Source organism: Glycomyces tenuis DSM 44171, assembly GCF_000427885.1.
GTDB lineage: Bacteria > Actinomycetota > Actinomycetes > Mycobacteriales > Micromonosporaceae > Glycomyces > Glycomyces tenuis.
Genome location: NZ_ATYW01000003.1, coordinates 173,541 through 186,654, shown reverse-complemented (window position 1 = coordinate 186,654; position 13,114 = coordinate 173,541). Strand labels below are relative to the sequence as shown.

General features: G+C 70.5%; 15 protein-coding genes. 7 read left to right on the top strand and 8 right to left on the bottom strand.

Annotation, left to right across the window (positions count from 1 at the left end; genetic code table 11):
• Window positions 1-4 precede the first annotated feature (4 nt).
• Window positions 5-271 (top strand): Smr/MutS family protein, encoded by a 267-nt coding sequence (locus tag YWW_RS0105800; protein WP_026929376.1) that lies wholly within the window; start codon window positions 5-7, stop codon window positions 269-271.
• 38 nt (window positions 272-309) lie between these two features.
• On the opposite strand, the gene YWW_RS0105795 is transcribed toward YWW_RS0105800, so the two are convergent.
• A complete protein-coding gene (locus tag YWW_RS0105795) occupies window positions 310-558 on the bottom strand; it encodes a helix-turn-helix domain-containing protein (protein ID WP_211228442.1) in 249 nt (82 codons plus the stop codon).
• A 216-nt stretch (window positions 559-774) separates the two neighbouring features.
• Between YWW_RS0105795 and YWW_RS0105790 the strand changes: the two genes are divergently transcribed.
• The 6 genes from YWW_RS0105790 (at window position 775) to YWW_RS0105760 (ending at window position 7,065) form a co-directional block, all read left to right on the top strand.
• Complete coding sequence (locus YWW_RS0105790) at window positions 775-1,596, top strand: ABC transporter ATP-binding protein (protein WP_026929374.1); 822 nt, start codon at window positions 775-777, stop codon at window positions 1,594-1,596.
• A gap of 12 nt (window positions 1,597-1,608) precedes the next feature.
• Window positions 1,609-2,604, top strand: a complete 996-nt coding sequence (locus tag YWW_RS0105785; RefSeq protein WP_035704098.1) for an ABC transporter substrate-binding protein — start codon at window positions 1,609-1,611, stop codon at window positions 2,602-2,604.
• Window positions 2,601-4,694, top strand: coding sequence for an iron ABC transporter permease (locus tag YWW_RS28550; protein ID WP_051325424.1), 2,094 nt, complete (start codon window positions 2,601-2,603; stop codon window positions 4,692-4,694). Before YWW_RS0105785 ends, YWW_RS28550 begins: the two co-directional genes overlap by 4 nt.
• Before the next feature lie 161 nt (window positions 4,695-4,855).
• Window positions 4,856-5,446: a hypothetical protein gene (locus tag YWW_RS35760; protein ID WP_155829957.1), complete on the top strand. Its 591-nt coding sequence runs from the start codon at window positions 4,856-4,858 to the stop codon at window positions 5,444-5,446.
• A gap of 348 nt (window positions 5,447-5,794) precedes the next feature.
• The gene (locus YWW_RS28540; RefSeq protein WP_211228441.1) at window positions 5,795-6,118 is read left to right on the top strand and encodes an STAS domain-containing protein; all 324 of its coding nucleotides are present in this window, start codon (window positions 5,795-5,797) and stop codon (window positions 6,116-6,118) included.
• Window positions 6,115-7,065: a sensor histidine kinase gene (locus YWW_RS0105760; RefSeq protein WP_026929371.1), complete on the top strand. Its 951-nt coding sequence runs from the start codon at window positions 6,115-6,117 to the stop codon at window positions 7,063-7,065. Before YWW_RS28540 ends, YWW_RS0105760 begins: the two co-directional genes overlap by 4 nt.
• An 11-nt stretch (window positions 7,066-7,076) precedes the next feature.
• Here the strand turns inward: YWW_RS0105760 and YWW_RS0105755 are convergent, their stop codons facing one another.
• The 7 genes from YWW_RS0105755 to hisB form a co-directional block, all read right to left on the bottom strand.
• A complete protein-coding gene (locus YWW_RS0105755; RefSeq protein ID WP_026929370.1) occupies window positions 7,077-7,874 on the bottom strand; it encodes a SigB/SigF/SigG family RNA polymerase sigma factor in 798 nt (265 codons plus the stop codon).
• A gap of 646 nt (window positions 7,875-8,520) precedes the next feature.
• Window positions 8,521-10,254 (bottom strand): coenzyme B12-dependent isobutyryl-CoA mutase large subunit, encoded by a 1,734-nt coding sequence (gene icmA, locus YWW_RS0105750; protein ID WP_026929369.1) that lies wholly within the window; start codon window positions 10,252-10,254, stop codon window positions 8,521-8,523.
• A gap of 58 nt (window positions 10,255-10,312) precedes the next feature.
• Window positions 10,313-10,966 (bottom strand): Rid family hydrolase, encoded by a 654-nt coding sequence (locus tag YWW_RS34830; RefSeq protein WP_245595361.1) that lies wholly within the window; start codon window positions 10,964-10,966, stop codon window positions 10,313-10,315.
• A gap of 26 nt (window positions 10,967-10,992) precedes the next feature.
• Window positions 10,993-11,721: a bifunctional 1-(5-phosphoribosyl)-5-((5-phosphoribosylamino)methylideneamino)imidazole-4-carboxamide isomerase/phosphoribosylanthranilate isomerase PriA gene (gene priA, locus YWW_RS0105740; protein ID WP_026929368.1), complete on the bottom strand. Its 729-nt coding sequence runs from the start codon at window positions 11,719-11,721 to the stop codon at window positions 10,993-10,995.
• Window positions 11,718-12,335 carry an imidazole glycerol phosphate synthase subunit HisH gene (gene hisH / locus YWW_RS0105735; protein WP_081687217.1) on the bottom strand — a complete coding sequence of 206 codons (618 nt, stop codon included), beginning with the start codon at window positions 12,333-12,335 and terminating at the stop codon, window positions 11,718-11,720. Before hisH ends, priA begins: the two co-directional genes overlap by 4 nt.
• Before the next feature lie 10 nt (window positions 12,336-12,345).
• Complete coding sequence (locus YWW_RS35755; protein WP_155829955.1) at window positions 12,346-12,507, bottom strand: hypothetical protein; 162 nt, start codon at window positions 12,505-12,507, stop codon at window positions 12,346-12,348.
• A complete protein-coding gene (hisB, locus tag YWW_RS0105725) occupies window positions 12,504-13,112 on the bottom strand; it encodes an imidazoleglycerol-phosphate dehydratase HisB (protein ID WP_026929366.1) in 609 nt (202 codons plus the stop codon). Before hisB ends, YWW_RS35755 begins: the two co-directional genes overlap by 4 nt.
• Window positions 13,113-13,114 lie beyond the last annotated feature (2 nt).

Here is a 13,114-nt window from a genome sequence, read left to right as displayed (position 1 = left end):
ACGCATGGCGAAACTGGTGCTGGACCTGCACGACATCTACAACAAGGGCGACCAGATCGACCGCGCGCTGCGGGACGTCATCGACGAGGCGATCGCGAAGAGGATCGACACCGTCGAGATCATCCCCGGCAAGGGCTCGGGGCAGCTCAAGAAGAAGGTGCTGCGGTTCCTCGACCAGAAGGACGTCAAGGCGCTCTACCACCGCGTCGACAAGGACTCCAAGAACTTCGGCCGCCTGTTCGTGCACTTCAAGCACAAGAAGCGGCGGTGACCGCCCGGTGCCGCGCCCCCTCGCGGCACCGGCGGCGCCTACCCCTCCTCGGCGCCGAGCAGTTCGAGCAGGCGCAGTACCGGAACCCGGTAGCTGTGCCCGATCCTGAGGACCTGGACGGGGAACTCGCCGTCCTTGGCCAGCCGGTAGGCGACCGTCCGCCCGATCCCGAGGATCTGCGCGGCCGTCTCGACGTTCGTCATGACCCCGAGCGCCTTGACGCGCTCGACGGTCCAGATCTCGTCCATGGCGACACTCGAAGGCTCCACCTTCACATCCGGTGTCATGCTCGTCCTTTCCTCTACGGCGGTCCCTCGGGCCGCGAAGCCGCACCCCGCACCGGCACGGGGTGCGCCGGCACACCGCCGTCCAGAACCAGTCGACCCGATATGTCACGGCAAGTCCATAGCGCGGCACGGGATTCACCCGCTCGCGTGTCATCTTCGCCTCTGCGGCGGCCGCCCTCTTTCGCCGAGCCGAAAAGATAGGCTAGCCTTACCTACATGCTTGACGACGCCGGACTGAGCGGCCGCGCCCTGGAACTCGCCTACTTCGGCGAGACCGTCGTGCACGGCGCCGACATCGAACTGCGCGGCGGCGAGGTCACCGCCCTCCTCGGCCCCAACGGCAGCGGCAAGTCCACCCTGCTGCGCTCCCTGGCCCGGCTCCACCGGCCGAGCGCCGGCGAGATCGCCTTCGCCGACGGCACGCTCGCCGCCGCTCTGGGCCCCAAGGACTTCGCCCGGCGCGTCTCCCTGCTCGCCCAGTCCAGGCCCGTGCCCGGCGGTGTCCGCGTCGTCGACGTCGTCGGCTACGGGCGCCACCCCTACCGGGGCCGCTGGCGCTCGGGCGACGAGGACGGCCCCGCCGCCGTCGACCGGGCCATGGACATCTGCGGCGTCGCCGACATGGCCGAGCGCGGCCTCGAGACGCTCTCCGGCGGTGAGCGCCAGCGGGTCTGGCTCGCCTCCTGCCTCGCCCAGGACACCGACACGCTCCTGCTCGACGAGCCCACCACCTATCTCGACCTGCGCTACCAGGTGGAGATCCTCGACCTCATCCGCGACCTGGCCGACGAGCACGGCACCGCCGTCGGCGTCGTCCTCCACGACCTCGACCAGGCCGCCGCCGTCGCCGACCGCGCCGTCCTGCTCCACGACGGCCGCGTCAAGGCCGCCGGCACGCCCGCCGAGGTCCTCACCCCCGCGAACCTCACCACCGCCTACGGCATCGACATCGAGGTCGACACCGATCCCACCACCGGTCTGCTCACGACCCGCCCCATCGGCAAGCACAGCCGACGGCTCGTGGCCGCCGCCGAATAACGAAGGAACCCGATGACGAACCACCACCTGCGCGCCGCCGTGCCCGCGGCACTCGCCGCGGCGGCCCTCCTCGCCACCGCCGCCTGCGGCACCACCGAGGAGACCGGCGGAGGCGACGACGAGACCGCCGCCGCGGCCGGGCCGGTCTCCACCGTGGACGCCCGCGGCGAGACCGTCGAGCTCGAAGCGCCCGCCGAGACCGTCGTGACCCTCGAATGGGCCGAGACCGAGATCGTCGCCAGCCTCGGCCTCATGCCCGCCGGCGCCGCCGACGTCGAGGGCTACCGGACCTGGGTCGGCACGGCCGTGCCGCTCGACGACACCGTCGCCGAAGTCGGCACCCGCCAGGAGCCGTCCGTCGACTCCATCGCCGGGCTCAGCCCGGACCTGGTCATCATGGAGACCGACGACGAGGCCCTCATCCCCCAGCTCGAGGAGTTCACCACGGTCCTGGTCGTCCAGGGCTCGGACGCGGCCGACAACGTCGCCCGCCTGAAGTCCGACGTCACCATGATCGCCGACCTGCTGGGCAGGAACGACGAGGCCGAGGCGCTCCTAGCCGACTTCGACGCGAAGGTCGAGGAGGTCGCCTCCGCGATCGAGGCCGCCGGCACCGGCGAGACCCCGTACCTGTTCGCCGACGCCTGGGACGACGGCTCGACGATCTCCATCCGGCCCTTCGGCGCCGGATCCATGCCCGGCGCGCTCGCCGGGGCCGTCGGGCTGACGAACGCCTGGACCGGCGAGACCGACGAGCTCTGGGGCCTGGGCGCCACCGACGTCGAGGGCATGGCCCAGTTCACCGAGACCGAGCTCAAGTTCATCTACAACGACTCGGCCGGGGACGGCATCTTCACCGAGACGCTCGCGGGCAACGCCATCTGGGACGGCCTGTCGTTCGTCGAGGAGGGCGAGCTGTACAAGGTGCCCGACGGCGCCTGGATGTTCGGCGGCCCGCGCTCGTGCGAGCTCTTCCTCGACTTCTACGCCGAGGTCTACGCGAGTTGAGCCGCACCCTGACACCGCCGGCGCGACCGGAGACCCCGGCCGCGAGCACCCGCTTCCTTCCTACGGCGACGATGTTCACTGTCACCGCCGGGGTCCTGGTCGCGCTGGCGGCTCTCCACCTCACGCAGGGCACCTCGGCGGTCGACACCGGCGACCTGCTGCGCCTGCTCGTCGGCGCGGCCGACCAGGGAGTGTGGAACGTCCTGTCAGGGGCCCGCCTGCCGCGCCTGGCCGCGGGCGTCCTCGTCGGCATCGCCCTGGGCGTCTCGGGCGGCCTGCTCCAGTCGGTCGCCCGCAACCCCCTGGCCAGCCCCGACACGCTCGCGGTGAACGCCGGGGCGTACCTGGCCGTCACCGTCGTCGCCGCCTTCGGCATCTCGCTGCCGCTGCTCTCGGGCGTCGGCGTGGCCTTCCTCGGCGCGATCGCCACCGCGGCGCTCGTGCTCGCCATGGCATCGGGCGGCGGCTCGGCCACCACCAGGCTCATCCTCGCCGGCTCGGCGACCGCGATGGCCGCGAACGCCATGGTCTCACTCCTGCTCATCTTGTTCCAGCAGGAGACGATCGGCCTGTTCGCGTGGGGCTCGGGGAACCTGACGCTCACCGGCTTCGCGCCGATCCTCCAGACCGCGCCGCTGGTGGTCCTCGCCGTGGGAGGCGCCGTCGCGATCGGCGCCAAGCTCGACATCATGCGCCTGGGCGACGACACCGCCTCCAGCCTCGGCGTCCACGTCAGGCGCACCCGGCTCCTCGCGGTCGTGGCCGCGCTGCTCCTGGCCGCGTGCGCGGTGACCGTGGCCGGCCCGATCGGCTTCGCCGGACTGGCCGCGCCGGTCGCGGCGCGCCTGGTCGCCCAGCGCGTGCCCGGCCTCATGCCGCACAGGGTCCTGCTGCCGTTCAGCGGCCTGTGCGGGGCGGTCGTCATCGTCGGCGCCGACGTGGCGCTGCGGGCGGCGGTCGGCGCCGAACGCGGCGTCTTCATCCCGGTCGGGGTGGCGACCACGCTGCTCGGCGTGACCGTCATGGTGTGGCTGGCGCGCCGGATGACCGGCGCGGGCGGCGAGGACCGCCCGGCGATGCTCCACGGCGCGGCGAACCGCGGCCGGCTCGCGTTCGGCCTCATCGTCGCCGGGCTGTCGGCGGCCGCCGCCGCGGCGGTGGTCGCCGGGATGCTCATGGGCGATCAGCTGCTCTTGGGCGGCGACATCTGGAACTGGGTGCAGGGCCGCACCGGCTCGGCCTACACGTGGATCATCGACCAGCGCTACCCGCGCGTGCTCGCGGCGGTGCTCGCGGGCGCGGCCCTGGCCGCCGCCGGAGCGGTCACGCAGGGCGTGTGCCGCAACCCGCTCGCCGAGCCGGGCATCATCGGCGTCACCGCCGGGGCCGGGGTGGGCGCGGTCGCGGTCATCACGCTCGCGCCGGACGCCGGATCGTGGACGGTCACCGCGTTCGCGGCGGTCGGCGGCCTCGGGGCCTTCGCGATCGTCTACTCGCTGGCGTGGCGCGGGGGCCTGGACACCTCCAGGCTGGTCCTCATCGGCATCGGCGCCGCCGCGTTCGGCATGGCGGTCGTCACGCTCATCATCCTGTACTCCGATCCGTGGAACACGCCGAAGGCGATGACCTGGCTGTCGGGCACCACGTACGGGCGCACCGCGGACCGGCTCATCCCGCTGGCCGCGGCCCTGGTGGTGATCGTGCCGTTCCTGGTCTCGCGCCGCCGCGAGATCGACCTGCTGTCGCTGGACGACGACACGCCTCGGGTGCTCGGCGTCCGCCTGGAGCGGACCCGCTTGCTGCTGCTGGCCGCGGCGGCGGTGCTGACGGCGGCGGCCGTGGCCGTGGTCGGGGTGATCGCGTTCGTGGGCCTGGTCGCGCCGCATCTGGCGAGGGGGCTCGTGGGCTCGCGCCACACGCGGGTGCTGCCGGTGTCGGTCCTCTTGGGAGTGCTGCTGGTGAGCGTCGCGGACACTCTGGGCCGCACGGTGATCGCCCCGGCGCAGATCCCGGCCGGCCTGGTGTGCGCGCTGATCGGGACGCCGTACTTCATCTGGCTGCTGTGGCGCGGGCGCGCCCGCGCGGCCTGACCGCCCGGGCCTCGGATTCGGGACGAGTGACGGAGCGGCCGCAGCTCATCACGGGCGAAGGCGCCCCGTGACACGGAACCGCGGGATCCTCCCCGGCGTCGGACTGGCAGAACCGCACTAAAATGGGCTTGCAGTGCCCCCATAGGTTTGGAGCCCTCATCATGGCCTATTCGCAGCCGCCCCAGTACAGTTTCGGCGACTCAGGCGACAACCAGCAGCAACAGCCGTATCAGCAACCGCAGTCGCCGGGCGCGCCCGGCTACTCGCCGCAGCCCCAGCCGCCGCAGCCGACGACGTCGTACCAGCCGACGCAGCCGGTGGCGCAGCCTCCGGGCCCCTTGCCGCCGGGCCCGCCGCGGGGGCCGAAGTCCTCGCCGGTCCTGCCGGTGCTGGCCATCGCCTCGGCGCTGTGCTTCGTCGGCGCCGTGCTGTTCGGGATCCTGTGGTTCCAGGCGAACGGGAAGACCGAGGACGCCGAGAACCTGGCCGACGAGCGGGCCTCGACCATCGACGATCTCGAAGGCCGGGTCGCCGACGCCGAGGAGCTCGAAAGCCAGCTCACCGAGGCCGAAGACCAGGTCGCCGAGCTCGAAGGCCAGGTGAGCGACCTGGAGTCGCAGGTGGGCGAGATCGAGGCGATGCAGACGTGCCTCGACGACCTCCAGACCTACTACGGCACCGAGGTCGGCTCGGAAGAAGAGGACGCGGCGCTCGCAGAGGTCTCCGTCAGCTGCGCCGGCTACGTGTTCTGACCACGGACGGCGGGCCCGCTCGCGCGGCGGGCGGGCCGCCTCTCCCGGTCGAGGCGGACATGCGCGCATGGTGCCGTATCGGCACCCGGTGGTAGTATTCGAGGTCGCAACGGGTCGCCTCTGCCTTCGGCCGGAGGTCTCCGGACCGGTAAGGCGGGCGCCGTTGGCGCGTCGGCCTCCTCACTCCGCCGCGCGGGGAACAGGGAGGCGTCGGCTTCCGAGAGCGTCACCAGGATGCAGCGGCCATACGGAAGTGAAGCGATGGCAGAACACGCGGTCGACGAGCTGTCGGACACTCGCGTGCCCAGTACGCGGACGCCGTACCCACCCCTAGCCGAGGAGCGACACTTGGACCGTCCGTTGCGCATCACTGAATACGGCGAACGAGGAGCCGTCGGCCTGCGGGTCGCCGGTGAGATCGACTTGAACGGCCACGAGGCCTGGGAGCGGGCGCTGCGGCGCGCGTCGGGCCGCGGCGACGAGATCCGGCTGGACCTGTCCGGGCTGAGCTTCATCGACGTCCGCGGCACCGCGCTGCTGGTGGACGTCGCGGCCCTGCTGCCCGAGGGGCGCCGGTTCGTGGTGCAGAACGCTCCGGCCGCTCTGCTCCGGGTGATGCAGGTCCTGTGGCCCGACGGCGCTTCCGCGATCATCTTCAAAGGAGACCAATGACCTCAGCGCCCCCAGTCGAGGCAGAGGAACCGTTTGAGCACCCGGCGCTGTTCTACTCCAGTGACGACGAGTACTTGAACGGCACCATCCCGTTCATCGACAAGGGCCTCTCCGCCGACGAGCCGGTGGCGGTCGCCGTGCCGAAGCGCAACCTGGAGTCCATCCGGAGCGCACTCGGCGGCACCGCCGAACGCGTCCTCCTGGTCGACATGGGCGAGGTGGGCGCCAACCCGGGGCGGATCATCCCCGGGGTGCTGCACGCCTTCACCGACGCGCACCCCGACCGCCGGGTGCGCATCATCGGCGAACCGATCTGGCCCGGCCGCAGCGAGGACGAGTACACCGCCTGCGTCCAGCACGAGGCGCTGCTCAACCTCGCGTTCAACGGCCGCCCCGTCACCAAGCTGTGCCCTTACGACGCCAAAGGGCTCGATCAGCGGATCATCACCGACGCCGAGGCCACCCATCCCGTTCTGATCGATCACGCCGGCCGTCGCCCCAGCGACCGGTACGATCCGGACCGCGTCCTGGCCGACTGCAACCGGCCGTTCGCGCTCCCGCCGCGGTCGGCCATCGAGCGCGCCGCCGATCTCGCCACGCTCGACAACGCGCGCTGGTTCGCCACGGCGTACGGGCGGAGGGTCGGGCTGTCGGCGATGCAGCTCATCGACCTCGAGATCGCCCTGACCGAGCTGCTCACGAACAGCATCCACCACGGCGGCGGGGTCGGCACCTTCCGCGTGTGGACCGACGGCGGGCACCTGGTCTGCGAGGTCAACGACGCGGGGCAGATCACCGACCCGCTCGTGGGGCGCCGCCCCAGCGACGATTCGGAGCATTACGGGCGGGGGCTGCTGCTGGTCAACCAGGTCGCCGACCTGGTCCGCATGCACACCGGCCCGCAGGGGACGACCGTGCGGATCTACCTGCGGCTGCCCGAGCGGTAAGGCTCGGGCGCTCATGCCGGGGTGTTGGTGAGGCCCTCGCGCAACTCCTCCAACATCCGGTTCAACAACCGCGACACATGCATCTGCGAGATCCCCACCTCCTGGGCGATCTGCGTCTGCGTCATATCCCCGAAATACCGCAACGCCAAAATCCGCCGCTCACGAGAGGGCAACTCCTGAATCAGAGGAACGAGGGACTCATGATTCTCCACCAACGCCAACCCCGCATCCTCGACCCCCACCGACTCCGCCAACGACGCCCGCTCCGCACCCTCGAACGGCGCCTCATCCAACGACACCGCCCGATACGCCGCCCGCGCCTCCAGACCCTCCGCCACCTCAGCCACACTCACCCCCAAATGCTCAGCCAACTCCCCATCCGAAGGCGGACGACCCAACACCTGCGCCAACTCCGCACTCCCCTGATTGATCGCCAACCGCAACTCCTGCAACCGCCGCGGCACCCGCATCGGCCACGCCGTATCCCGGAAATGCCGACGCACCTCCCCCATCACCGTCGGCACCGCATACGACAGAAAATCCGCCCCCTGACCCGGATCGAACCGATCCACCGCATGAATCAGACCCACCGACGCCACCTGCACCAGATCATCACGCGCGATCCCCTTCCCCGAAAACCGCTGCGCAATATGCTCAGCCAGAGGCAGATACCCCGTCACCAACGCCTCACGCACCTCCGCCCGCCGCGGATCACCCTCCGCCAACCCCACCAACTCCTCGAACAACGGAGCAAGATGAGCATATTCGTTGCCGCTTCTCTTTTCCTTGGTCTGCTTGCTGTCCGCCATGGGAATACCATCCTGCCCGTCGTGTCGGCATGGCGCCGACGGTTCGGTCGGCTCGTGCTTCCTGGGCTCCGCCGCCGTGCGGCCTTGTTCTGATATGCGGGGGACTGTGGCTGGTCTCGGACTCGAGTTCGTGAATCGTTTCTCTTGAGGATTTCACCTCTCGGGGCGTCTGAGCGGGCATCGCCCGATTCACGTGCCGATCGACCACCTCCGTGGCATGCAACTCGCCAAGTATGTTCACGTCGACTTCGTCAGACTACTACACCAAGATCATCCTGTCAGCAGTTTCAAGGGCGGTTTTTCGGAGACGCCACTCCGGCACCAATCCAGTCAGAAACTCCACTGAGGATAGAAGTGGGTCTGAGCAGTGATTTCACGCCCGCAAACAGGGTCAATATCTCCCATTGGTTTATTCCAGCCACAGCAGTAACCGGCGAATAAATGCCCACAGCCGCCACTGCTCACTCAATTTCAATGCCATTCGACATATTAATCCAGCGCATTCGAATAACTATTCACGGCCTCTATGAAAATTATTGTTCGGGGCATCACCGAAGGCACGCGCTTGCAAGCGGGCGGCAATTCGTCACCATTCCCGCGAGACGCCGCCGCAGAGCACCGGCCTCGACCGTCGAAAGCGGGGGGCTCAGATCCGGGCCGGCTCGCGGTATTCGCCCCACTCCTCGCGCAGCGCCCCGCAGATCTCGCCGAGCGTCGCCTCGGCTCGCGCGGCGTCCAGGATCGGCTCGATGAGGTTCGCCGTGCCGCGAGCGGCGGTGACGACCTCCTGGAGCGCCCGCCGCACGGCCGCGTCGTCGCGCCCCGCGCGGCGGCGCTCGAGTGCCGCGCGCTGCTCGTGCTCGACCTCGTCGGAGATCCGCAGGATCTCGAGCTCGGGTGTGACGGTCTCGGTCAGCTCGGTGACGCCCACGACGTGCTTGGCGCCCTCCTCCAGCTGCCGCTGGTAGGCGAAGGCGGCCTCGGCGATCTCCGCGTTGAACCAGCCCTCCTCGATGCCGCGCAGGATCCCGCTCGTGACCGGCCCGACGGGGTGGCGGCCGCCCCCCATGGCCGCCTTGGCGGTCGCAGCGGGGTCCTCCCCCGCTTCGCCGCCGAGGGCGAGGATCTGGACGAACAGGTCCTCGGCGGCGGCCTCGATCTCGTCGGTGAGCGCCTCGACGTACCAGGAGCCGCCGAGCGGGTCGGCCACGTTCGTCACGCCGGTCTCGTCGCGCAGCACCGCCTGGGTGCGCAGGGCGATCTCGGCGGCCTGGTCGGTCGGCAGGGCCAGAGTCTCGTCGAGGGCGTTGGTGTGCAGGGAGTTCGTGCCGCCGAGGACGGCGGCGAGCGCCTCGACGGCGGTGCGCACCACGTTGTTGTACGGCTGCTGCGCCGTCAGCGAGACGCCGGCGGTCTGGGTGTGGAACCGGAGCCACTGGGCGCGCTCGGTCTGGGCGCCGTAGACGGTGCGCATCCACTTGGCCCAGATGCGCCGGGCGGCGCGGAACTTCGCGATCTCCTCGAAGAAGTCGATGTGGGCGTCGAAGAAGAACGACAGGCCCGGTGCGAAGCGGTCGACGTCGAGCCCGCGCGAGAGCCCCAGCTCGACGTACGAGAAGCCGTCGGCGAGCGTGAAGGCGAGCTCCTGCGCGGCGGTCGAGCCCGCCTCGCGGATGTGGTAGCCCGAGACCGACAGCGGCTTGTAGCGGGGGATGTTGGCCTCGCAGTAGGTCATGAGGTCGCCGATGAGCCGCAGGTGCGGCTCGGGCGGGAACAGCCACTCCTTCTGCGCGATGTACTCCTTGTGGATGTCGGTCTGGAGCGTGCCGTCCAGGGTGGACAGGTCGACGCCCTGCCGTTCGGCGGCGGCGAGGTACATGCAGAAGATCGGGACCGCCGGCCCCGAGATGGTCATCGACGTCGTGGTCGACCCGAGGTCGATGCCGTCGAAGAGGACGTCCATGTCGGCGGTGGAGTCGACGGCGACGCCGCAGTGGCCGACCTCGCCGGCCGCGGCGGGCTCGTCGGAGTCGCGGCCCATGAGCGTGGGCATGTCGAAGGCGACGCTGAGGCCGCCGCCGCCGGCGCCGAGGAGCATCTTGTAGCGCTCGTTGGTCTGCTCGGCGTTGCCGAAGCCGGAGAACTGCCGGATCGTCCATGCCCGGCCGCGGTAGCCGGTCGGGTAGAGCCCTCGGGTGTAGGGGTACTCTCCGGGCCAGCCGATGCGCTCCATGCGGGGGTCGGCGGCCCCTTCCGGCGGGCCGTAGGCCGGTTCGACCTCCATCCCCGACAGCGTCGTGAAGTCGGCCTCGCGCTTGGCCGCGGCCGCGTACCGCTTCTCCCAGCGCTCGCGGGCTCGGGCGATCTCCTCAGGGTCCACGTCGACACCTTCCGTCCCGGCGCGGCCTTGTGGGCCGCGCCTGTCGTCCTGCCCAATACTACGGCGCAACTGAACGCTCGTTCAGGTCGGTTGCTCCCGATCCCGGCGGCGATCGCCGTCCACCAGTCTCGCACTCGCGGCGGGGTCCGGGAGCCGTAAGTCCCGCCACCGCGGAGCGCTTGCGGGCTGTAAGTCCCGTGCTCACGGCGACGCTCGCGAGCCGTAAATCTCGCACCCACGGCGACGCTCGCGAGCCGTAAATCCCGCCCCCACGGCGACGCTCGCGAGCCGTAAATCCCGCCCCCACGGCGATGCTCGCGAGCCGTAAATCTCGCCAAGCCCGGAACGCCTCGAGTTCGACGGCGACGAGCTGGCCGGGATGGAACAGCCGCGCGACGGTCACGACCGTGGCCGTGGGCTTCACCACGCCGAAGAACTCGCCGTGGACGCGGCCCACCGCGTCGGCGTGGGCCGGGTCGGTCACGTACAGCCGCGAGCGCACCACGTCCGCCACGCTCGCCCCGGCGTGGACCATCGCGTCCAGCGCGGTGCGGAACGCCTCCTTCGCCTGCGCTCCCGCATCGTCGAGCAGCTCAGGGCGGCTTTCGACGTCGGCGGTGCAGGCGCTGGTGACCACCAGCGGCCCCACCGCCACCGCACGCGAGTAGCCGTACAACTGCGCCCATGGCCCTGATTCCTCGACGCGTTTCACCAGAGCCATAGATGCCTCCCGAGTGGCTAGAGCTCCTTCAGGAGGTTCAACGCTTCAGCGACCGTGAAGTTACGCTCGTACAGCGCCGTTCCTACGATCGCGCCTTCCACACCGACCTCCGTCAGGCCCGCCAGCGCGCGCAGGTCGTCCAGCGAGGAGACCCCGCCGGAGGCGATGACCGGCTTGTCGGTGGCCTCGCAGACGCCGCGCAGCAGGTCCAGGTTCGGCCCTGAGAGCATCCCGTCGCTCTTGACGTCGGTGACGACGTAGCGGGCGCATCCGGCCCGCTCGAGGCGCTCCAGGGTCTCGAACAGCTCGCCGCCCTCCCTGGTCCACCCCCGGGCGGCCAGACGCCCGCCCTTGACGTCCAGGCCGATGGCGACGCGGTCGCCGTACTCCGAGCAGATCCGGTCGCACCAGTCGGGGTTCTCGAGCGCCGCGGTGCCGATGTTGACGCGCCGGGCCCCCGAGTCCAGGGCCCGCTTCAGCGTCTCGTCGTCCCTGATGCCGCCGGAGATCTCGACCTGCATGTCGACCTGGGCCACGACCCCGGCGAGCAGCTCGTGGTTGCTGCCGCGCCCGAAGGCCGCGTCGAGGTCGACCAGGTGGAGCCACTCCGAGCCCTGGCGCTGCCATTCGAGGGCCGCCTCGAGCGGGTCGCCGTACTGCTTCCCGGAGCCGGCGATCCCTTGGACGAGCTGGACGGCCTTGCCGCCGGTGACGTCGACGGCGGGCAGGAGCTGAAGCGTTGTCATTTCAATCCTTTGATCCAGTTGGACAGCAGCGCGTATCCGGCGTCGCCGGACTTCTCCGGGTGGAACTGGGTGGCCGCCACCGGGCCGCGCTCGACGGCGGCGACGAACGGCTCACCGTGGTCGGCGGTGGCGACCAGCGTTCCGGGCGGGGCGGTCTTGGCGGCGTAGGAGTGGACGAAGTAGAACCGCTCGGCGGGGTCGATCCCGGCGAACAGGCGCATCTCGGCGGGCGCCTCGACGGTGTTCCAGCCCATGTGGGGGACGCGGTCGGCCTCGAGGCGCTCGACGCTGCCTTCGAAGACACCGATCCCCGCGGTCTCGACGCCGTGCTCGACGCCGCGGGTGAAGAGGATCTGCTCGCCGACGCAGATGCCGAGCACGGGCGCTCCGGCCGAGGCGCGTTCGCGCACGACCGCGTCGAGGCCGTGCTCGACGATCCCGGCCATGCAGGCGGCGAAGGCGCCGACGCCGGGCACGACGAGGCCGTCGGCGCTTCGGGCGGTGTCGAGGTCGCTGGTGAGCTCGACGTCGCCGCCGGCCCGCTCCAGCGCGCGGTGGGCGGAGCGGAGGTTGCCCGAGCCGTAGTCGAACAGGGCCACTGCGGGTTTGGACACCACGGGCCTCCTAGCCGTAGATGAGGTAGACGCCGCCGGCGAACGCCATGGCGGCGATGATCGCGCAGACGATCGCGGCGGCGCGCTTCTCGTTGCCGTGCAGGCTCTTGGCGCCGCCGAGGAGGATCCCGGCGAGCGCCATGAGCAGGATGGGTCCGACGTACTCGTTCACAGCACGCCCTTGGTGGAGGGGATGTCGTCCCCGTCGATGCGCGTCGCGGCCTTGAGCGCGCGGGCGAGGGCCTTGAACTGGGCCTCGATGACGTGGTGCGCGTCGGGCTTCTGGCCGGGGTTCGAGGCGCGCAGCACGGTGACGTGCAGGCAGATCCTCGCGTGGTAGGCGAAGGACTCGAGGATGTGGCGGGTCATCGAGGTCGGGTAGTCGGTGCTGATCATCGGGGCGATGTCGACCGGCTCCTCGTGCACCATGTAGGGCCGCCCGGACAGGTCGACGACGGCGCGGGCGAGCACCTCGTCGAGCGGCACGGACGCGTCGGCGAAGCGGACCACGCCGGCCTTGTCGCCCAGGGCCTCGGCGAAGGCCTGGCCGAGGGCGATGGCGGTGTCCTCCATGGTGTGGTGGGAGTCGATGTGCAGGTCGCCCTTGACGTCGATCTTGAGGTCGAAGCCGCCGTGCTTGCCGAGCTGGTGGAGCATGTGGTCGTAGAAGCCGACGCCGGTGGCGATCTCCACGGTCTTCTCGGTGCCGTCCAGGTCGACGTACACGTCGACGCTGGTCTCACCTGTGGTGCGGGTGATGCGAGCAGTGCGGCTCACTT

Excerpts from the sequence above, each read along its gene's own strand:
- YWW_RS0105760 (WP_026929371.1), top strand. The coding sequence starts at position 6,115 with ATGACCTCAGCGCCCCCAGTCGAGGCAGAGGAACCGTTTGAGCACCCG.
- YWW_RS35760 (WP_155829957.1), top strand. The coding sequence starts at position 4,856 with ATGGCCTATTCGCAGCCGCCCCAGTACAGTTTCGGCGACTCAGGCGAC.
- YWW_RS0105795 (WP_211228442.1), bottom strand. The coding sequence starts at position 558 with ATGACACCGGATGTGAAGGTGGAGCCTTCGAGTGTCGCCATGGACGAG.
- YWW_RS0105755 (WP_026929370.1), bottom strand. The coding sequence starts at position 7,874 with ATGGCGGACAGCAAGCAGACCAAGGAAAAGAGAAGCGGCAACGAATAT.
- YWW_RS0105800 (WP_026929376.1), top strand. The coding sequence starts at position 5 with ATGGCGAAACTGGTGCTGGACCTGCACGACATCTACAACAAGGGCGAC.
- YWW_RS0105790 (WP_026929374.1), top strand. The coding sequence starts at position 775 with ATGCTTGACGACGCCGGACTGAGCGGCCGCGCCCTGGAACTCGCCTAC.
- YWW_RS0105785 (WP_035704098.1), top strand. The coding sequence starts at position 1,609 with ATGACGAACCACCACCTGCGCGCCGCCGTGCCCGCGGCACTCGCCGCG.
- priA (WP_026929368.1), bottom strand. The coding sequence starts at position 11,721 with ATGACAACGCTTCAGCTCCTGCCCGCCGTCGACGTCACCGGCGGCAAG.